This window comes from Arthrobacter sp. Y3223151, from assembly GCF_059091125.1.
The window spans coordinates 25,160-44,415 of the sequence record NZ_JBNHGI010000012.1; the positions used below are offsets into that span (position 1 = coordinate 25,160).

At 71.4% G+C, this 19,256-nt stretch carries 20 protein-coding genes; 12 read left to right on the forward strand and 8 right to left on the reverse strand.

Going from position 1 to position 19,256, the window contains the following annotated elements; translation table 11 throughout:
- Window positions 1-149 precede the first annotated feature (149 nt).
- The 6 genes from AC5RUP_RS14445 to AC5RUP_RS14470 all read left to right on the forward strand — a co-directional run bounded on the left by AC5RUP_RS14445 (window position 150) and on the right by AC5RUP_RS14470 (window position 6,421).
- Window positions 150-1,433 carry a proline-rich domain-containing protein gene (locus tag AC5RUP_RS14445; RefSeq protein WP_494158679.1) on the forward strand — a complete coding sequence of 428 codons (1,284 nt, stop codon included), beginning with the start codon at window positions 150-152 and terminating at the stop codon, window positions 1,431-1,433.
- A gap of 2 nt (window positions 1,434-1,435) precedes the next feature.
- Complete coding sequence (locus tag AC5RUP_RS14450; RefSeq protein ID WP_494158703.1) at window positions 1,436-2,134, forward strand: DUF4129 domain-containing protein; 699 nt, start codon at window positions 1,436-1,438, stop codon at window positions 2,132-2,134.
- A complete protein-coding gene (locus AC5RUP_RS14455; RefSeq protein WP_494158680.1) occupies window positions 2,131-3,390 on the forward strand; it encodes a DUF4350 domain-containing protein in 1,260 nt (419 codons plus the stop codon). Before AC5RUP_RS14450 ends, AC5RUP_RS14455 begins: the two co-directional genes overlap by 4 nt.
- The gene (locus tag AC5RUP_RS14460; protein WP_494067273.1) at window positions 3,387-4,412 is read left to right on the forward strand and encodes an AAA family ATPase; all 1,026 of its coding nucleotides are present in this window, start codon (window positions 3,387-3,389) and stop codon (window positions 4,410-4,412) included. The genes AC5RUP_RS14455 and AC5RUP_RS14460 overlap by 4 nt, the downstream gene beginning before the upstream one ends.
- Window positions 4,413-4,420: 8 nt before the next feature.
- A complete protein-coding gene (locus tag AC5RUP_RS14465; RefSeq protein WP_494158681.1) occupies window positions 4,421-5,713 on the forward strand; it encodes a DUF58 domain-containing protein in 1,293 nt (430 codons plus the stop codon).
- A 63-nt stretch (window positions 5,714-5,776) separates the two neighbouring features.
- On the forward strand, window positions 5,777-6,421 hold the full coding sequence (locus AC5RUP_RS14470) for a DUF4166 domain-containing protein (protein WP_494155306.1): 645 nt from the start codon (window positions 5,777-5,779) through the stop codon (window positions 6,419-6,421).
- Window positions 6,422-6,459: 38 nt separating this feature from the next.
- On the opposite strand, the gene AC5RUP_RS14475 is transcribed toward AC5RUP_RS14470, so the two are convergent.
- The 5 genes from AC5RUP_RS14475 to AC5RUP_RS14495 all read right to left on the reverse strand — a co-directional run bounded on the left by AC5RUP_RS14475 (window position 6,460) and on the right by AC5RUP_RS14495 (window position 11,236).
- Window positions 6,460-7,533 (reverse strand): uroporphyrinogen decarboxylase/cobalamine-independent methonine synthase family protein, encoded by a 1,074-nt coding sequence (locus tag AC5RUP_RS14475; protein ID WP_494158682.1) that lies wholly within the window; start codon window positions 7,531-7,533, stop codon window positions 6,460-6,462.
- A gap of 1 nt (window position 7,534) precedes the next feature.
- Complete coding sequence (locus AC5RUP_RS14480; protein ID WP_494067277.1) at window positions 7,535-7,900, reverse strand: chorismate mutase; 366 nt, start codon at window positions 7,898-7,900, stop codon at window positions 7,535-7,537.
- Window positions 7,901-8,050: 150 nt separating this feature from the next.
- The gene (gene mnmA / locus AC5RUP_RS14485) at window positions 8,051-9,187 is read right to left on the reverse strand and encodes a tRNA 2-thiouridine(34) synthase MnmA (RefSeq protein WP_494155049.1); all 1,137 of its coding nucleotides are present in this window, start codon (window positions 9,185-9,187) and stop codon (window positions 8,051-8,053) included.
- Window positions 9,188-9,277: 90 nt separating this feature from the next.
- Window positions 9,278-10,501 carry a cysteine desulfurase family protein gene (locus AC5RUP_RS14490; RefSeq protein WP_494131894.1) on the reverse strand — a complete coding sequence of 408 codons (1,224 nt, stop codon included), beginning with the start codon at window positions 10,499-10,501 and terminating at the stop codon, window positions 9,278-9,280.
- A 78-nt stretch (window positions 10,502-10,579) separates the two neighbouring features.
- Entirely contained in the window at window positions 10,580-11,236 is a 657-nt protein-coding gene (locus AC5RUP_RS14495) for a helix-turn-helix transcriptional regulator (protein ID WP_494158683.1), read from the reverse strand.
- 175 nt (window positions 11,237-11,411) lie between these two features.
- Between AC5RUP_RS14495 and AC5RUP_RS14500 the strand changes: the two genes are divergently transcribed.
- Genes AC5RUP_RS14500 through AC5RUP_RS14510 form a run of 3 tightly spaced genes read left to right on the forward strand, consistent with a single transcriptional unit; the run spans window position 11,412 to window position 14,418 of the window.
- Window positions 11,412-12,662 carry an NAD(P)/FAD-dependent oxidoreductase gene (locus tag AC5RUP_RS14500; protein WP_494158684.1) on the forward strand — a complete coding sequence of 417 codons (1,251 nt, stop codon included), beginning with the start codon at window positions 11,412-11,414 and terminating at the stop codon, window positions 12,660-12,662.
- Window positions 12,659-13,603: a dihydropteroate synthase gene (gene folP / locus AC5RUP_RS14505; RefSeq protein WP_494158685.1), complete on the forward strand. Its 945-nt coding sequence runs from the start codon at window positions 12,659-12,661 to the stop codon at window positions 13,601-13,603. Before AC5RUP_RS14500 ends, folP begins: the two co-directional genes overlap by 4 nt.
- Window positions 13,600-14,418: a pyrimidine reductase family protein gene (locus tag AC5RUP_RS14510; RefSeq protein ID WP_494131898.1), complete on the forward strand. Its 819-nt coding sequence runs from the start codon at window positions 13,600-13,602 to the stop codon at window positions 14,416-14,418. Before folP ends, AC5RUP_RS14510 begins: the two co-directional genes overlap by 4 nt.
- Here the strand turns inward: AC5RUP_RS14510 and AC5RUP_RS14515 are convergent.
- Window positions 14,340-15,245, reverse strand: coding sequence for a diacylglycerol/lipid kinase family protein (locus tag AC5RUP_RS14515; RefSeq protein WP_494158686.1), 906 nt, complete (start codon window positions 15,243-15,245; stop codon window positions 14,340-14,342). The genes AC5RUP_RS14510 and AC5RUP_RS14515 overlap by 79 nt on opposite strands.
- A 110-nt stretch (window positions 15,246-15,355) precedes the next feature.
- Here AC5RUP_RS14515 and AC5RUP_RS14520 point away from each other — a divergent pair, with 110 nt between their 5' ends.
- From AC5RUP_RS14520 to AC5RUP_RS14530, 3 genes are all read left to right on the forward strand, one after another.
- Complete coding sequence (locus tag AC5RUP_RS14520; protein WP_494158687.1) at window positions 15,356-16,282, forward strand: J domain-containing protein; 927 nt, start codon at window positions 15,356-15,358, stop codon at window positions 16,280-16,282.
- Window positions 16,283-16,367: 85 nt separating this feature from the next.
- Window positions 16,368-16,835 (forward strand): tRNA (cytidine(34)-2'-O)-methyltransferase, encoded by a 468-nt coding sequence (locus AC5RUP_RS14525; RefSeq protein WP_494131901.1) that lies wholly within the window; start codon window positions 16,368-16,370, stop codon window positions 16,833-16,835.
- A gap of 74 nt (window positions 16,836-16,909) precedes the next feature.
- The gene (locus tag AC5RUP_RS14530; protein WP_494154908.1) at window positions 16,910-17,494 is read left to right on the forward strand and encodes an anti-sigma factor; all 585 of its coding nucleotides are present in this window, start codon (window positions 16,910-16,912) and stop codon (window positions 17,492-17,494) included.
- Window positions 17,495-17,535: 41 nt separating this feature from the next.
- On the opposite strand, the gene AC5RUP_RS14535 is transcribed toward AC5RUP_RS14530, so the two are convergent.
- Window positions 17,536-18,288 carry a PIG-L deacetylase family protein gene (locus tag AC5RUP_RS14535; RefSeq protein WP_494067288.1) on the reverse strand — a complete coding sequence of 251 codons (753 nt, stop codon included), beginning with the start codon at window positions 18,286-18,288 and terminating at the stop codon, window positions 17,536-17,538.
- 5 nt (window positions 18,289-18,293) lie between these two features.
- Window positions 18,294-19,238 carry an electron transfer flavoprotein subunit alpha/FixB family protein gene (locus AC5RUP_RS14540; protein ID WP_494067289.1) on the reverse strand — a complete coding sequence of 315 codons (945 nt, stop codon included), beginning with the start codon at window positions 19,236-19,238 and terminating at the stop codon, window positions 18,294-18,296.
- Window positions 19,239-19,256 lie beyond the last annotated feature (18 nt).

Genomic DNA, 19,256 nt, shown 5'->3' on the forward strand with positions numbered 1-19,256 from the left:
ACGCACAGGGCACACCGACACTGCGCCCACGGCGGGCCCGCGCCGGGATGGTAGGAACTGGCGGACCGAAACTATAGGCTGATGAGAGGCTAACACTTCGCCGGAGGCCTCCCGCAGCCGGCGACACGAGATGAGGAAGACGGGACGCGATGAGCCACGGGGCCAATGACGCCGGGCACGACAGCAGGGATCCGCAAGGCCAGTCCGGGTGGAACCAGCAGCCGCAGTGGGAACAGCCCGCGCCCGGCGCACAGCAGCAGGGAGGCTGGCCTCCGCCCGCCCAGTCCGGATGGAACCCGCAGCCGCAGTGGGGACAGCCCGCGCCCGGCGCACAACAGCAGGGCGGCTGGCCGGCGCCCGCCGGTCCGGGCCCGTATCGCGGCTATGTTGCTCCGCCGAAACCGGGCGTCATCCCGCTGCGTCCGCTCGGCGTCGGCGAGATCCTCGACGGCGCCTTCCAGGCCGCCCGCAAGAACGCCGCGGCGGTCTTCGGCACCGCGGTGCTGCTCCAAGTGGTCGTCAGCGCGCTGGCCTGGCTGGTCGGCGGGCTGATCATTTCGGCCTTCGGCGGCCTGCAGGTCATGGCGAACGAGGAACTCACGGATGCATCCGCGGTGGCCTTCGGCCTGTCCATCATCATCTCCTCGCTGGTGCTGGGCCTGCTGTCCGGGGTGGGGATCCTGGTCCTGCAGGGCATCCTCGCCATTCCCACCGCACGGGCCGCGGTCAACCAGAAAACCGGCTTTGGCCTGATGTTCGCGCTCGCGAAGGGCCGGATCGGTGCGCTGGTCGGGCTGGCCCTGCTCTATCTCGCCCTCACCGCTGCCGCACTGGTCGCGATCATCGCCGGCTCCTTCTTCCTGGCCGACCAGCTCGGCGTGTCCTCTGTCTGGATCATCGTGCTGATCATTGTGGGCCTGACGGCGGTGTCCGTCTGGATCGGCATCAAGCTGATGCTGGCACCGGCGGTGATCATCATGGAACGCGCTCCGCTCGTCCGGGCGCTCGCCCGGTCGTGGCAGCTGACCGACCGCAGCTGGTGGCGGACCTTTGGCATCATCCTCTTGTGCAGCATCATCGTCACGGTGATCACCTCCGTGGTCAGCATGCCCATTTCGTTCATCGTGGGACTCGCCGGTCCGCTGCTGGGCGATCCCACCTCGGCCGAGAGCATGCTGGCGACCATGGGCCCGCTCACGCTGGTCTCGATGCTGCTGTCATCCATCTTCTCGGCCATCGGCTACGCCTTCCAAGCGGCCGTGATCGCCCTGGTCTACATCGACCTGCGGATCCGCCGCGAAGGGTTCGACGTGGTGCTGTTGCGCGAACATGAAGCCTCCGGCGGCCGGGAGACCCGGACCATTCCGGGACTCGGCGCCGGCGCGGCACCCGGCCCCGCGGTTCCCGGGCCGGCCGGCCCCTGGCCCACGTGACCATGCACGCCCCGGGCATCGCGGCGGCCGCACCGGGTTCCGCAGCTGTTCCCTTCGAGGTCCCGGTGGAGCCGGGGCCGGAAGAGGCGCGCGAACTGCTGATCCGCGAACTGGCCAAGGAGGAGTACCAGGACGCCCGGCCCGGCGTCCTGGAATCGGTGCTGCAGGCCATCCTCGACTGGCTGGCCGGGCTGATCGCCCAACTCAATGGCTTCAGCCCCAACCTCGGCACGCTGGTCCTGGTGTTGGCTGCCCTGCTGCTGATCGGGGCGGCCGTGTGGCTGGTCAAGCCCCGGCGCAACGCCCGCAGCCGCGCGGCGGCGGAGATGTTCGACGGCGCCGTCCCGCTCACGGCCGACGAACACCGCCGGAAGTCGCGGGCAGCCGCGGACCGGGGCGACTGGGATGCGGCGCTGACCGAGCGGTTCCGCGCACTGGTGCGCTCGATGGAAGAACGCGTAATCCTGGATGCCCGGCCGGGCCGCACCGCCGACGAAGCGGCCGCCGGCATCGCCGCCGCGTTCAGCGCCGAGGCCGGGCGGCTGCGTGTAGCGGCCAACCGGTTCGACGCCGTGCGGTACGGCAAGGTGCCCGCCACGGCTTCGGACCTTGACCAGCTGGCGGCCCTGGACGATTCCCTGGCCGCGGCGTCCCCGCAGCCGGGCGGTAGCGGCCCGGCGCCGCTGGCGGTTCCGCGATGAGCCGGGCACCCTCCGCGCACCGGACTGCTGCGGCAGCCGATGGCTTCGCCGGAGGCACCACCGGAACCGGCGGCGCACCCGGAGACCTGCCAGAGACGGTCGGCGACGGCGGCTCGGTGCTGTCCACGCTGCGCAACCGGCTCCGGCGGTGGAGCTTCTGGCTCCTGCTGCTGGTGCTGCTGTGCGGGGTGGTGGCGCTGGAGCTGCTCCGCGGCCCGGCCGCCGACCGCGCCGACCTCTCCCCCGGCAACGCCGCGCCCAACGGGGCCCAGGCCGTGGCCGAAGTGCTTCGCCAGCAGGGCGTGCAGGTGACCGCCACGCATTCGCTGCAGGAGACCCGGGACCAGCTGACGGCGGGCGACGCCGCCCTGCTGATCCACGACCCGGACGGCTACCTGACCGCCGGGCAGCTGAAACCGCTGAAGGAGCGGGCCGCGCGGATCGTGCTGCTCGAGCCCGGCTTCGAGGCGCTGCGGGCCCTTGCCCCCGGCGTCCGGGCCGCCGGCGTCGTCCCCGCCGACGGGGGCAACCTCGCGGCCGCCTGCGGCCTGCCCGGCCCCGCCGCGGCCGGCGAAATCACCCGCGGCGGCCTGGCCTACCGCGGCGGCGGCGAGCTGTGCTTCGCCTTCGAGACACCGGCCGAGGACGCGGCGCCCTTCGTGATGTCCGACGACGGTGCCACCATCGTGCTCGGCGCCGGCCACGTGCTCAGCAACGAAGGCGTCGTGAGCGCGGGCAACGCCGCGCTGGCCCTGCGCACGCTGGGAGCGACCGAGCGGCTGGTGTGGTACCGGGCGGGGCTGGAGGACCTTCCGGTGTCCGGCGAAGCGGTCAACCCCATGAGCCTGCTGCCCGCCTGGGTGCTTCCGGTGTCCCTGTGGCTCATGGCCGTCGGCGTCGCCGCGATGTTCTGGCGCGGACGCCGGCTCGGGCCCCTGGTGTCCGAGCCGTTGCCGGTGGTGGTCCGCTCGGCCGAGACCATCGAGGGCCGTGCCCGGCTGTACCAGAGCGCCAAGGCAGTGAACCACGCCGCCGACAACCTGCGCGCCGCCACCCTGACCCGGCTCGCTGCCCACCTGCGGCTGCCCGCGGGCGCCGCCAGCGCCGACGTCGTCGATGCGGTATCCCGGGACAGCAGCCGCCCGCGGGTCGAAGTGGAGCGCCTCCTGCGCCACGAGGCACCCGGCACTGAAGCCCGGCTGGCGGCCTGGGCACAAGAACTGCAGCAGCTAGAGAAAGAGATAATGCACCGATGAGCGATCAGCCAGGACAACGGCAGGCATCCCACTACGGCGCGGGCCCGGCCGTCGCCACCCCGCCCGCTGACGACGACCGCCTGCGCCAGACCCTGCATGACGTCCGCACCGAAGTGGCGAAGGCGGTGGTGGGCCAGGATGCCACCGTGACCGGGCTGCTGATCGCCCTGCTGTCGCACGGGCATGTGCTTCTGGAGGGGGTGCCCGGCGTCGCCAAGACTCTGCTGGTCCGCTCGCTCTCCGCCGCCCTGAGCCTGGACACCAAGCGGATCCAGTTCACCCCCGACCTGATGCCCGGCGACGTCACCGGCTCCATGATTTACGACACCCACACGGCTGAATTCCGCTTCCGCGAGGGCCCGGTCTTCACGAACATCCTCCTGGCCGACGAAATCAACCGGACGCCGCCGAAGACGCAGGCCTCGCTGCTGGAAGCGATGGAAGAACGCCAGGTGTCGGTGGACGGCACCTCACGGAAACTGCCCGAACCGTTCATCGTGGCGGCCACGCAGAACCCGGTGGAATACGAGGGCACCTACCCGCTGCCGGAAGCGCAGTTGGACCGCTTCCTGCTGAAGCTCACCATGCACCTGCCCGACCGGGACGCGGAAATCGAAATCATCCGCCGCCACAGCCAGGGCTTCGACCCGCGCGACCTGCAGGCCGCCGGCGTCCGGGCCACCGCTTCCGCCGAGGACCTGGTGCAGGCCCGGGCCGCCGTCGCCCGGGTGGCGATCGCGCCGGAGGTGGTCGGCTACATCGTGGACCTGGTCCGGGCCACGCGGTCCGCGCCGTCCTTCCAGCTCGGCGTTTCGCCGCGCGGCGCCACCGCGTTGCTCAACACCTCCCGGGCCTGGGCGTGGCTGAACGGCCGCGGTTTTGTCACGCCGGACGACGTCAAGGCGATGGCCCTGCCGGCGCTGCGGCACCGGGTGGGGCTGCGGCCGGAGGCGCAAATGGACGGCGTGCAGGCCGACGACGTGTTGCAGAGCATCCTGGCCACCGTGCCGGTCCCCCGCTGAGTGACGCCGTGGCGATCACCGGACGTTTTGTCCTGCTGGCCCTGGCGGGCGTCCTCCCGCTGATGCTCTTCCCCAGCCCCGTCACGGCCCTGGTGTGCTGCCTGCTGCTGGCCGCGGCGGTCGGCGTGGACCTGTCGCTGGCGCTGTCGCCGCGCCGCGTCGGGCTGCAGCGGAGGCTGCCGTCGAATGTCCGGCTGGGGGAATCCGTGACGGCCCGGCTGGTGCTGGCCAATCATGGCCGCCGCCGGTTGCGGGCCGTGGTGCGCGACGGCTGGCAGCCCTCGGCCGGCGCCGCCAACCCGGAGCAGCGCGTGCGCCTCGCGCCCGGGGAACGGCGGCTGGTCGAGGTGCAGTTGACGCCGCAGCGCCGCGGCGACCTGCAGGCGCACCACGTCACCGTCCGGTCGCTGGGTCCGCTGGGGGTGGCCGCGCGCCAGGTCACCATCGCCCTGCCCGGCCGGCTGCGGGTGCTGCCGCCGTTCCATTCCAAGCGGCACCTGCCCTCCAAGCTGCGCAAGCTGCGTGAACTGGACGGCCGCGTGGCGGTGCAGATCCGCGGGGCCGGCACGGAGTTCGATTCCTTGCGCGACTACGTGCGCGGCGACGACGTGCGCTCCATCGACTGGCGCGCCACCGCCCGGCGGCAGGCCGTCGTCGTCCGCACCTGGCGTCCGGAACGCGACCGGCGGGTGGTGATCGTGCTCGACACCTCCCGCACCTCGGCCGCACGGATCGAGGACGAGCCGCGGCTGGACACCGGAATCGAGGCGTCGCTGCTGCTGGCCGTGCTCGCCGAGCGCGGCGGCGACCGCGTGGATTTCCTGGCCTTCGACCGGCGGCCGCGGGCCAGGGTCGCCTCCGCGGCCAAGGGCAACCTGCTCAACCAACTGGTCAACGCCATGGCCCCGCTGGAACCGGAACTGATCGAAGCGGACTGGTCGCAGATACCCGGGGAGATCCACGCCCTGTCCTCGCACCGGTCGCTGGTGGTGCTGCTGACCTCGCTGGACTCCGGGGCGGCCGAGGAGGGGCTGCTGCCCGTGCTGGCCCAGTTGACCGCCAAGCACACCGTGGTGGTCGCCTCGGTCAGCGATCCGCACGTGGACCGGCTGCGCGCGGTCCGCGGGACCGCCGACGACACCTACCGGGCCGCCGCCGCCGAGCGTGCCGTGCTGGAACGGGCGGCAGTCGCCGCGCAGATCCGCCAGTCCGGCGCGGAAGTGGTGGACGCTCCCCCGCACGAACTGCCGCCTCAGCTGGCCGACATGTACATCCGGCTCAAAGCCGCCGGACGGCTGTAACCGCCATGGACCCCGCCACCGGCCTGCCGGGCCGGCGCGGTCCCCGACCCGGATGGTGATGCAATGGTTTCCGTCTACCAGCTGGCCCTGGGGCACGACTTCCCGCGCCTGACGCCCGAACTGCAGGAATACTTCTCGCTCGCCCCGCCGGCAGCGGACGACGGCGGACACGAAGCCCGCGGCTTCGGCTCCGGCCTGTTCGACGTCGCCGGCTGCCCGGTTCCGGCGCTGCGGCCGTTCCTCGGCCTGACCAGCGGCGACAACGCCTTGTTCCCCGAGTACCAGCACAACGTGCCCTTCAGCATCGAGAACCGCGCTTCCCTGAACGCCGGCGGCCAGCCGGAGCTCACCGCCGTCAGGACACTCAGCTTCCACGACCGGACCCGGATCGTGGAGGACCGGACCGGTTGGGACGACCATCTGCGCCGGCCCGTCGGTGCGCTGGGCCGCAGCGGCCGCCTGCTGACGGACGTGGCGTGCTCGGTCGGCGCCGACGGCCGGATGCGGCTGGCGTCGCGGCGCTGCCGGATATCAGCCGGCCCGCTCACCATCGGGCTTCCGCTGCTGCTGGATGCCGCGGCTTTCACGGAACAGTGGTGGGATGGATCCGAGGGCCGTTTCCGGATCCGGACGAAGGTCATCCAGCGCCAGCTAGGTACCGTGCTGGAATACTCCGGATCCTTTACGTACTCGGTGCTCGTGGGCTAAGGAGCCCGGTCCTGCCGCGAGGGCGGGCCGCCCCAGGCTCATGCCTCCGCGACGACCTGGTTTAGGGCGTCGGCCGTCTGGGTGAGCCGCTTGACCACCGCGCGCGCCGTCTCCGGCGAACGCCCGGCCAGGCCGGCGGAGGGCGTGATCCTCACCCGGGGCAGCCGCGTCAACGGCAGGCCCAGCTGCCGCCAGGGGCGGACGACCGCATCGACGAGCGCGCTGACCTGCGGGACGGCGCCTGCTGCCGGGTCGATGATGCCTGCCCACACCGTCCGGTCCGCTTCCACCGCGGCGGCGAGGGTTTCCCACTGCCGGGTGGTCAGCGCGCCGGTGGGAAGGGCGAGCCCGTCCAGTGCGCTGCCCGCCACGGCGTCGAGGGACGAATCGGCGGCCGGGACCAGGGCGACAACTTCCACGGCTCCGGCATCGCGCAGTGCGGCGGCCACCAGGTCCCAGGCGGCGGAGGCCTCCGTGGCCGCGACCGCGCGCAGCGTGCGGTATCCGCTGGCCGTGGGGATGGTCCCGGCCAGCACGGCATCGAGTTCCGGCTCCTCGAGCTGGACCACCAGTTCCGTGCCGGCCGGCAGCGCGGCCCTGACGTTGGCCAGGTGTCCGGCCGCGCCTGCCGCGAGCGACTGGGCGAGGTCCCGCCGGGCGCCGGCGTCGATCAGGGCGCGTTCGCCGTTGTGCAGGTGGAGGTTTGCGGCCAGGGACATCGGTCCGCGCACCTGGATCTTGAGTTGGTTGCCGGGGCGGTCTTCGGCGCCGACCACATCGGCCAGCACGTTCAGGTCGGTGCGCAGCGCGGACACGGCCCTGCGGTGATCCTGCCCCGGGCGGTCCACCAAGCGCCAGCCGTGCGGCTGCAGATCGATGAACAGTCCCTCCAGCATGCCCGCGGTTCGTGCGGTCGGGTCCGACCCGGCGCCGCGGTCCGGCAGCTCGACCAGGTGCGGCAGGTTCGGCTCGCCCAGTTCACCGCGGACGATGCGCGCGGTCTCGGCTGGTTCGGTGCCGGGCCAGCTGCCCAGCCCGGTGGCGCTCACGTGGGCGGGCCGCCCGGCGGCGGCAGCCGCGTCGGCGGCGGGCCCGGGGGAACCGGCGGCCATGTCAGTTGCCGCCGTTATGCTCGTCGGAGATGGCCTGGTGGTGCCTGATGACCTCCGAAATGATGAAGTTCAAAAACTTCTCGGCGAAGGCCGGATCCAAATGCGCTTCTTCGGCCAGCCGCCGCAGCCGGTTGATCTGGGCGGTCTCCCGGTCGGGGTCGGCCGGCGGCAGTTTGTGCGTGGCCTTCAGGTACCCCACCCGCTGGGTTGCTTTGAACCGCTCGGCGAGCAGATAGACCAGCGTTGCGTCGATGTTGTCGATGCTTCCCCGCACCGCCAACAGCTCCGCCATCACCTCGGGCGCCACCTGGTCGGAGAGGGAACTGGCGGTCGGGTCGTAGTCATCGGCAACGCGGGGGTCGGTCATGCCACCAGTTTATGGTTCGGCCCGCGCGGGAGGTGCACCGGTTACCGCTCTGTGAAGCACCGCCTGTCCTCCCGGCCCGGCCCCGGCACGAAAGGACGATCGCGGCCGGCGCGGTTTGGACGAAGGGTTCCGCGCCGAAGCGTGCTGCGCCTAGGAAACGTTGGCCGGGTCCCAGCTCAGCGAACGCGCCGAGTCGATGGTTGCCTGACCCAGCACCCGGGTTCCCTGGTAGAGCACCATGGTCTGGCCGGGGGCCACGCCGCGCATCGGCTCGATGAGGGTCACGACCAACTGCTGCCGGCCGTCCTCGCCGGCCTCCGCCTGGGCGCGCGCCGCCACCGGGTCGCCGTGCGCGCGGACCTGCACCATGCAGTCGAACTCGGTGCGGGCCTCGACCTCGGGCAACGGCAGGCCCGCCCAGGAGACCTTGATGCCGCGCATCTGGTCGACGGCCAGCAGGTCCTCGGGTCCCACCACCACCTTGTTCTCCTTGGGCCGGATCTCCAGCACGAACCGCGGTTTGCCGTCCGGCGCCGGCCGGCCCAGCTTCAGGCCGCGCCGCTGGCCCACGGTGAACGCGTTGGCGCCCTCGTGTTCGCCGACCACCTGGCCGTCCTGGTCAACGATGGAACCGGACTCCATCTCGATCTTCTCGGCCAGCCAGCCGCGGGTGTCGCCGTCGGAAATGAAGCAGATGTCGTGGCTGTCCGGCTTGTTCGCCACGGACAGTCCGCGCCGCGCGGCCTCGGCGCGGACCTCGGCCTTGGACGGCGTTTCGGCCAGCGGGAACATGGAGTGTTTGAGCTGTTCGTGGGTCAGCACGCCCAGCACGTACGACTGGTCCTTGGCCCAGTCTGCGGCGCGGTGCAGTTCGCGGTTGCCCTGCGCGTCCTCCACCACTTTGGCGTAGTGGCCGGTGCACACCGCTTCGAACCCCAGCGCCAGCGCCTTCTCCAGGAGGGCGGCGAACTTGATCCGCTCGTTGCAGCGCATGCAGGGGTTCGGCGTCCGGCCGGCGGCGTATTCGGCGATGAAATCGTCCACCACGTCTTCCTTGAACCGCTCGGAGAAGTCCCAGACGTAGTACGGGATGCCCAGGATGTCGCAGGCACGCCAGGCGTCGCGCGAATCCTCAATGGTGCAGCAGCCCCGGCTGCCGGTGCGCAGGGTGCCGGGCATCCGGCTCAGGGCCAGGTGCACGCCCACCACGTCGTGGCCGGCCTCCACCGCCCGTGCCGCCGCCACGGCGGAGTCCACGCCGCCGCTCATCGCTGCCAGTACCTTCATGAATTCGTTTCCCTACTGATTCGTTGTTCGTGTCTGCCGCGGCCGTCACGGTCCGTGCGCCCCACCGCACCTGCCCGGTCAACCGAGGCCTCAGCCGGACTGCGTGCCCGCGGTCTGGATGCTGGAGACGTGGCCGGCCATCCCGGCCTTCCTGGCCCGTGCGTATGCCTCCGGCAGCGCTGCCACCAGTGAGTCAACGTCTGACTCGGTTGTTGTATGCCCGAGCGTGAAGCGCTGGGCCCCGCGGGCTTCTTCTTCGCTCAACCCCATGGCCAGCAGGACGTGCGATGGCCGGGGCACTCCCGCGGTGCAGGCCGACCCGGTGGAGGACTCCACGCCGGCCAGATCCAACAGGAACAACAGTGAATCGCCCTCGCAGCCGGGGAAGGTGAAATGCGCGTTGCCGGGCAGCCGCAGGCCCTCGTGCCGCGGATCCGGGGTACCCCGCAACACCGCCTCCGGGACGCCGCGCGCGACGCCGGCGATGAGCCGGTCGCGCAATTCCGCCAGCCGCGCGGCTTCTTCCGGCAACTGCCCGACGGCGGCCTCCGCGGCCGCGGCGAAGGCCGCGATCGCCGGGGTGTCCAGGGTGCCCGACCGGATGTCGCGTTCCTGGCCGCCGCCGTGCTGGACGGGCGTCAGCTTCACGTCCCGGCCGACCAGCAGCGCACCGACCCCCACCGGGCCGCCGATCTTATGCCCGCTGATGGCGAGGGTGTCCAGCCCGGAGTCTTTGAAATCCACCCGCAGGTGGCCGAACGCCTGGACGGCGTCCGAGTGGACCGGGATGCCGTGCGGCTGCGCGGCGGCGACGATCTCTGCCATCGGCTGGACGCTGCCGACCTCATTGTTGGCCCACATCACGGTGACCAGCGCCACCGCTGCAGGGTCGGCTTCGATTTCCCGTCGCAGGGCCTCGACGGAGACCACGCCGTGGGCGTCGACCGGCAACCAGACCGCCTCGGCGCCCTCATGCTTCTGGAGCCATTCCACCGTGTCGAGCACGGCATGGTGCTCCACCGGTGAACACAGGATCCGCCGACGCCGGGGGTCGGCGTCGCGCCGGGCCCAATACAGGCCCTTGACGGCAAGGTTGTCGGCTTCGGTACCGCCGGACGTGAAAATCACCTCGGACGGATGCGCTCCGGCCGCGGCGGCGATGGTTTCGCGGGCGTCCTCGACCACCCTGCGGGCACGCCGGCCGGAACCGTGCAGCGAGGAGGGGTTGCCGCTGCGGCTGAGTTCATGGGTGAGTGCGGCCAGGGCCTGCGCCACAAGGGGCGTGGTCGCCGCGTGGTCAAGGTACACGGGCACGCCAATATTTTACATGCCCCGGTGCGCCTGGTTTCAGCCCGGCGCCCGGCGCCGGGAGGACCGGAGCCTGCAGGCGGCTCAGCGCCGGTTGATCCTGGCGCAGCAGAACGGCCCGTCCGGATCTGCGGCGACGCTGTGGGACTGGTCCGCGCAGCCGGCCAGCATCCCTTGCAGCAGGGCGAGGTTCAGGCCGCACACGGTTTCCGTGTGGCTGCGGGCAAGCAGGTGGAACGGGCAGTTTCCCAGCGCGAAACCGGCCGCGTCCGGTAGCGGCCGGTAGCCCGCGGCGGCGAGGGCTTCCTCCAGGCCGCCGGCGCCGGCCCCCAGCTCACGGCCCTTGGCGCGGGCGGCCTCGGCCACCAGTTCGTGCGCCGGGCGGGAGGTCCGGGCCGACTTCTCGACCGCCGCGGCCAGCAGCTCGCCCGCCAGGCCGTAGGCACGTTCCGGCACGGAGGCCGATACCTCCGGCACCGCTGCCGCGTAGACCTTGGCCGGCCTGCCGGAGCCCGGCCCGGATTTACCGCTGAGTTTCCGGAACTCGATGCTGAGCAGTCCGTGGCCGGCCAGCGCGTCCAGCTGAAGGGACACGCTGCTGCGCGGCAAATCAAGGGCGGCGGCGGCCTGGTCCCGGGTCACCGGTTCGGCGCTGTAGCGGACGAATTCGAAGAGGCGGCGGCGGACGTCGTCGCCCAGGGCCGAGACGGCAGGGAGTCCGGGTGGCGGCTGGTCGGCCATGGGGTCCTTTCCGGTGGCAGGTGCATTGACTTATCCGGAGCTGATTTCTAAAGTCGGATGTACCCATTTTAGAACATCTGGCCCTGCCCCGACAGGCAGCTGCCGGTGCTTCCATCAGATCGGCGGCCAGGGGCGGACCCGCCGCGTGCCCGCCGGCACATGAAGGAGCGCTGCCATGGCTGGGAAACCGATCGTTATCGCCGGAGCCGGCCTGGCCGGCGCAACAGCGGCCAAGGAGCTGCGCAGCGGCGGCTTCGGCGACGAGATCGTGCTGGCCGGCGCCGAGGACCAAAACCCTTATCTTCGGCCGCCGCTGTCCAAGGGCTTTCTGGCCGGCCGGGAGGATGAAGAGTCGGGGCTCGTGCAGCAGCCCGGCTGGTATGCGGAGCACGGCGTCCAACTGTTGCGCGGCACCACGGTGGAATCCTTCGATCCCGCTGCCCGTACCGTCTCGCTCTCTGATGCGGGCACGCTGGAGTACTCGCAGCTGCTGCTGGCCACCGGGGCGTCGCCGCGGAGGCTGGAACTGCCCGGCGCCGGGCTGGGCGGCGTGCACTACCTGCGCACGCTGGCGGACAGCCGGGCCCTGCACGCCGTGCTGGCCTCCGGGGACCAGCGGCTGGTCGTGATCGGCATGGGCTGGATCGGCATGGAGGTTGCGGCCACGGCCCGCCAGCTCGGCAACGAGGTCACGGTCCTGGGCCGCGGCGACATCCCGCTCGCCCCCGCCCTGGGCGACGCCATCGGCAGCATCTTCGCCGATACCCACCGCCGCGAGGGCGTCCTGCTGCGCACCCGTCGCTGGCCGGTGGAGATTTTCGGCGAGGACGGCACAGGCGGGGACGGCAGGGTCGCCGGCGTTGTCCTGGACAACGGCGAGCGCCTGCGCGCCGACGCGGTCCTGGTCGCCATCGGCGCCGTCCCGAACACCGCCTTGGCCGAAGCTGCGGGGCTGGCCGTGTCCAGTGGCATTGACACCGACCAGACCCTGCGCACCTCGGCCGAGCATGTCTACGCCGCCGGCGATGTTGCCCATGCCTACCATCCCGGTTACGGCGGCCCGCTGCGCAGCGAGCACTGGGCGAACGCCCTGGCCCAAGGGAAGACCGCCGCTGCCGCCATGCTGGGCCGGGACGCGTCCAACGACGACATCCCGTACTTCTACACCGACCAGTTCGGGATCGGCATGGAGTACTCCGGCTATTTCCCGTGGTCGGCGCGGGGCGAGCCGGTGTTTCGGGGCAACTACCAGGACCTTGACTCCTTGGAGTTCATCGCGTTCTGGCTGCGCGAGGGCAAGGTGGTGGCTGGTATGAATGTAAATATCTGGGACGTCCAGGAGCCCATCCAGGACCTGATCCGTTCCGGCCGCAGCGTGGATGCCGCGGACCTGTCCAATACCGACAAGGAGCTGACCAGCCTGTGAGCCAGCCACTGACGGCGCGGCCGCCGTCCAGCGTCTTCCTGCCCGAGCTGTACCACCCGGTGCACGACTTCGGTGTCCGACGGATCGACTTCCGCCGGCAGGTGGCGCTGATGGCCATCGTCAACCGCACCCCCGACTCTTTCTACGACACCGGCCGCACCTTCACCCGGCGGGCCGCCATTGACGCAGCCCTGGCGGCGGTGGCCGCGGGCGCGGACTGGGTGGACATCGGCGGCGTGCCGTTCGCCCCGGGCCCGGCCTTGTCCGCGCGCGAGGAAGCCGAGCGGGTGGTTCCGGTCATCGAGGCCGTGCGGGCCGGTTCGGACGCCATCATCTCCGCCGACACCTTCCTGCCCGAGGTGGCGGAGGCGAGCATCCGCGCCGGAGCCAACGTCATCAACGACACCACCGGATTGCACCACCCGGAGTTGGCCGCGGTCGTGGCGGAAGGCGGGGCGCACCTGGTCATCACGCACTCGCTCGCCGCCCCGCGCACCGTGTATCCCCGCCCCCGTTACGACGACGTGGTCGACGACGTCGCCGGGTTCCTGCAACGAAAGGTGCAGCTGGCCCTGGACCTGGGCATCCCGGCCGGGAAAATCATCGTCGACCCGGGCCACGACCTGAACAAGAACACGCTGCATTCGTTGGAAATCACCCGGCGCTTTGCCGAAATCGCGTCCCTCGGTTACCCGGCGCTGGCGGCGGTGTCCAACAAGGACTTCATCGGCGAGACGCTGGCGCAGCCCAAGCAGGAACGGCTCTCCGGCTCGCTGGCCGCCGCGGTGATGTGCATCATGAACGGGGCGCGGATCCTGCGCATGCACAACGTCGCCGAAGCCAGCGCGGCCATCCGTATGACCGAGGCCGTGATGGGCTGGCGGGAACCGTCCTGCCTGCGGCACAACATGGGCGACGTCAACGAACCGGCGGCGCCGTGACACGCCCGATCCGGCGCCTCCTGCCGCCTGGGCCGGAGCAGGCCACCGACCAGCAGCTGCTGGCCTGGTACGGCGAACTCCCCCGCTCCGGCCCGTGGGTCCGCTTCAATTTCGTGGCCAGCCTGGACGGCGCCTCGACCTATGCCGGCCGCTCCGGAACCTTGGGCGACGAGGTGGACCAGCGGGTCTTCCTGCTGTTGCGCAGGCTGGCCGATGTCCTGGTGGTCGGTGCCGGAACGATCCGGGCCGAGGGCTACGGCGGCGAGCTGCTCTCGGCGGAGTCCCAGGCATGGCGCCTGGCCCGCGGCATGAGTGCGCATCCGCCCGTCGCCGTGGTCTCGGCGTCGCTGGACCTGGACCCGGGCAGCGAATTCTTCACCGCCGCGCCCGTGCGGCCGATCGTACTGACCAGCGCCGCGTCGCCCGCGACCCGGCGCCGGGCGCTGGAACCGGTGGCCGATGTGCTCGACGCCGGGACCACGCAGGTGGAGCCGGCGCGGGTGGTGAAGGCGCTGGCCGCCCGCGGCTACGAGCAGATCCACAGCGAGGGCGGGCCGCTTCTCTTCGGCAGCTTCCAGGCGGCGGGACTGGTGGACGAGCTGTGCCTGACGATCAGCCCGGTGTTGGCCGGCGGGGCCGCCAAGCGGATAACGGACCACGTTCCCGGCGCGCGCGAGTCGCTGCAGCGGCTTCAACTGCGGCAGGTGCTCGAGTCCGGGTCGATGCTGCTGTTGCGCTACACCGCCGCGGACAGCGCACCGGGAACCACGTCCACGGACACCGGCAGCCTCCCCACCCGCTCGCCGTCGGCGTAAGCGGTGACGCCGGCGGCCTCCAACCGGACCGTCCTGACCTGCTCGATGCGGACCGCCGGATGGCCGACGTGCCGGCCGGCGTAGACGCGCGGAAAGATGCCGACGAAGGCCGGACGGGACAGTGGCGAGACGATGAACAGATCCAGCAAACCGTCGTCGTACGCCGCCACCGGCACCACGCGCATCCCGCCGCCAAAGGAGCGGCCGTTGGCCACGGCCACGAGCATCGCGTCGACCTCCCGCGGCACGCCGTCCACGACCAGGCGGTAGCGGATGGGCCGGAAGGAGGCGAGTTCGCGCAGCATGGCCAGCGGATAGCGCAGCCGGCCGCGGGGGAACCTCGAGCGGTTGGCGCGGTCGTTGACCGCCGCGTCGAAGCCGGCCGAGAGCACCCCGGCGAACCAGGCCGTGGAACCGTCCGGATGCGTCACCCGGCCCAGGTCCACCCTGCGCGGCTGCTCCAAGGCGTGCAGGAAATGCCCGACGGCGGCGGCCGGCCCGGCGGGCAGGCCGAACAGCCGGGCAAAGTCGTTTCCGGTGCCCGTCGGCACGATGCCCAGCGGAACCTGTGTGCCCGCCAGCGCGTTGACTGCTAAGTGAACCATTCCGTCACCGCCCACCACCAGGAGGGCGGAGACCCCGCGGCGCAGCGCGCCGGCGACCAGGTCGGCGAGCGCGGCCCACGTTTCCGCCCGCAGCTCCACGGCGGGGCGGCCACGCCGGGCGAGCTCTGCCATGACCTCCGCTCCGGCACCGGCGGTCGCTCCGAAGGACGCGCGGGGGTTGACGGCGACGGCGATCGGCGCGGAGGACGGCAGCGAGGTCACAGCAGATGATTGTGGCATCGCGGCGGCCCGCGGCCGCGGTACGACACAGGCGGCCGGCGGTTACACTTGGCTTCGCGCAGGACCCCCGAGACCCGACAGAGAGGCGGCCGGTGATTCCCCTATCCCACTACGACGTCCTGGGGCTGCCGGTTAATGCCACGGCGCACCAGATCAAGGCCGCGTACCGCCGGGCCGCCCGCGCCACCCACCCGGACCATGGCGGGGATGCCGCCGAGTTCCGCCGCGTCAGCCTGGCCTACGAAGTCCTCAGCAACCCGCAGGCCAGGTCCCGCTACGACCGTTCCTACGGTGCCGCCGGCCCGGGCGCGCCGACGGACAGCACCGGAACGTTCGCGGCCGGCCCCGCACCCCGGCCCTCGGCGCCCGGGCAACGCGGCCCGTCGGCGTCGGACTCCCCCGTCTATGTTCCTGCCTACGGCTCCCCGGACGGGTCCCCCGCGTTGCCGGAGAACATCGCCCGCCAACACATCCATGGGGCGCCGCGGAAGCGTGGCATCTTCGGCGCCGGGGCCAGGCTGCGCCGCGAGGCGCTGACGGCGCAGCTGATCAGCCGGCAGATCCTGCCGGCCATCCCGTCCGCACGGCTGGTCAACGGCCTGCATTCGCCGGCGGACAACGGCTTCATCGACCACGCGCTGTTGGCAGGCTACCGGCTGGCACTGATTGATTCGATGCTGCTGCCGCGGGGGAATTTCCGCTGGGACGGCCGCACCCTGCACAAGGACGGGCGGATCGTGGAACCGCCGAGGCTGGCACCCGCGGTGCGCAGGATGCAGGAACTGTTTCCGGAGCTCAATGTCACCGGCTGGACGGTGATCCACTCCGCGGACGGGAACCTGCACGAACCGGTGATCGATTACACGCGCGGCTACGACCCGGACGGGATCGTCCCGGTACACGTGGTCAACGCGGCCCGGCTGGTGCGCGAACTCAAACAGTTCCTGTCCTCCGGCCCGGCGCCGAACACCGTGCTCGTTCCCTCGCTCGCCAAGTTGCTGGGCGGCATGCACGCCTGACGGCGTGCTGCTCCGCCTGCCCGGGGGCTGTTCCGCCCGCCGAGGGATGCCGGGCCGGGCCCGGGGCCCGCTTAGGATGGAATCCGTGTTCCGCATCCTCTTCTACGCCCCCGAAATCCCCGGCAATACCGGCAACGCCATCCGGCTGGCCGCGGTCACCGGCGCCGAACTGCACCTGGTCGAACCGCTGGGCTTCACCTTCGAAGACTCCAAGCTGCGCCGCGCCGGGCTGGATTACCACGACCTCGCCGTGGTCCGGGTCCACGCGGATCTGGAGGCGGCGTGGCACGCCCTTCAGCCGGAGCGGGTCTTCGCTTTTGCGTCCGACGGGGAGCGCTCCTACACGGACGTCGCCTATGCTCCCGGCGACGTGCTGATGTTCGGGCCGGAGTCGGTCGGGTTGCCGGCCTCGGTCAAACGGGATCCGCACGTCACGGCGCGGCTGCGCCTGCCCATGCTTCCGTCGCTGCGCTCGCTGAACCTGGCCAACTCGGCCTCGATCGCCGTCTATGAGGCGTGGCGGCAGCACGGTTTTGCCGGGGCGAAACTGTAGCGCCGACGCGTTGCGATGCGGCGGCGTGTCGGGCTGGACCCTGCCTCCGGCGGGGGCGGATAGACTTGAATCCTATGGATACGCCCCAGCCATCTGATCGCCTGGCCAGCCCCGGTAACTCCACCGGGGACCACGACTACGCACCGGATGACGATGTCTCCGTGCTGCACGCCGACCAGCTCACCGGCGGATCGGAAGACACCGAGCGGCGGCCGATGCCGGCCGTCACCAAGTGGCTGCTGCTTGCCCTGGCCGCCGTCGTCGTGGTGGTGGGGGCCATCGCCGTAGCGAAAACCCTGGGCGGAACCTCGGACCAGGACGTCACGGCTGCCGCGGACGTCGTCGCCAGCCAGCAGGAACTGGAGGGAGGCGGCACCGTGGACGCCTCGGTGTCGCTCCGCGAGAACGCCGCCGTCCTGACGTTCCACGGCGTCCAGGCGTCCGAGGGGCGCACGTACCAGGTCTGGCGGCTTCCGGCGGACGGCTCGGCGCCGGTGTCGGCCGGCACCATCGACGCCGCCGACATCACCTCGGGCAAGCCGGTCGTTATCGACGGCATCTCCACCAGCCGCGAACTGGCCGTCTCCATCGAGGCACCCGGCGGGGCCGAATCCCCCAGCCTGCCGTTCGCCGTCGTCATTCCGCTCGCCACGCCGTAGCCCGGCGCCGCCGGCCACCGTGCCGCCGCGGGCGGCCTGCGTCAGAATCCGGCGATGGTTTCCGGGGTATTGATCCCCACCACGTGGAAGGCTTCCGCGCTGCGTCCGGGCAGGCCGCCGCGCATGGCGTTCTCGGCCAGGTTCTGGCGCACGCGGGCGTCCATCGCGGCCAGGTCCGGATGCTGGCTCGCGTGGATCCGGATGGCGGCCAGCTTCGTGTCGACGTGGTCGGTGATGTCCACGTAGTGGTTCTCGCGTTCCCGCGGCCCGCCGTAGAACCACAGGAACGGCACCTTGTAGGCGGCCAGCCCTGCCTCGAGCAGTTCGGGATAGGCGTACGGGTTTTCCACGGCCGGGTAGATCGCGCGGGTGACGATTTCTCCGCAGGCCAGATGGTCCGGGTGGCTCTTTTGGATCCGGTCCCAGGCACGCTCCGGATGCATGGACAGCACGATGTCGGGCCGGATGCGGCGCATCAGCTCCACCACCTGGCGGATCACGTCGTGGGTGGGCTCCAGGTAGCCGTCGGGCTGATGCAGGAAATGAAGGTCGGTGACGCCGGCCAGCGCCGCGGCCTTGGCCTGCTCGGCTGCCCGCAGTTCGACGATGCCGGCGCGCTGGGCGTCGTCAAAGCCGCCGGCGTCGCCGTCGGTCATGATGCAGTAGCTGACTTCCACGCCCGCCGCGGTCCAGCGGGCAATGGTGCCGGCGGCCCCGAAGTCCAGGTCGTCGGGGTGCGCAGCAAAGACCAGGACGCGTGCCGGCCGGAATTCCTCGACTGTCACCGCCGTCACCGCCGCTAGCCCTTCCGCCGGCGGATCTCGGCGGCGGCCTGCGGCAAGACGGTGGCCAGGTCGCCCACGATGCCGAAGTCGGCGATCTCGAAGACCGGCGAGTCGGCGTCGTTGTTGACCGCAACAATCACCTTGGCGGTCTGCATGCCGGCCTTCTGCTGGATGGCCCCGGAGATGCCCGCGGAAATGTACAGCTGGGGCGAGACGGTCTTGCCGGTCTGGCCCACCTGCGCCGAGTGCTCGATCCAGCCGGCATCGGTGGCGGCCCGGGAGGCACCCACCGCCCCGCCGAGCGCGTCGGCCAGGTCTTCGATCGGCGCGAAATCGCCGCCGGTGCCGCGGCCCCCGGCCACGACGACGCGTGCCTCGGTCAGGTCAGGACGGCCGGTGGCGGCCTTCTCGGTGCGTTCGGTGATGCGGGCGGCGGGGCCGAAGTCCCCGGCGTCGACCGTCACGACCTGCGGCGCCGCCGCTTGGGCCGCCGGAGCCTCGGCCACGACATTGGCCTTCACGGTGATGACCGGCGTGCCTTCGGTGACATTGGCCTGCACGGTATAGGCGCCGGCCAGCACGCTCTTGGTCACCGTCAGGTCCGCCGAGACGTCGATGGCGTCGGTGATGACCCCGGAGGACAGCTTGATGCCGGCCCGGGCGGCGATCTCCTTGCCTTCAAACGTGTTGTCCAGCAGCACTGCGGCCGGAGCGGCCTGGCGCACGGCTGCCGCCAGGAAGGCGGCCTTCGGGGCCACCAGGGCGCCGTCCACGTCGGCGGCCGGTACGTAGACGGTGCCCGCGCCGTACTCCCCGAGCTCGGTCCGCAGGGCGTCGGTGAGATCGCCGTTGAATGCCGCTAGCGGTTCTCCGATGCTGCGGGCGAGCGTGAGCAGTTCCCGGTGGATCTTGTGCAGGGCGTGGCCGGGACGGTCGATGAAGACAAGAACAGTAGTCATGGTGCCGATATCCTTCGC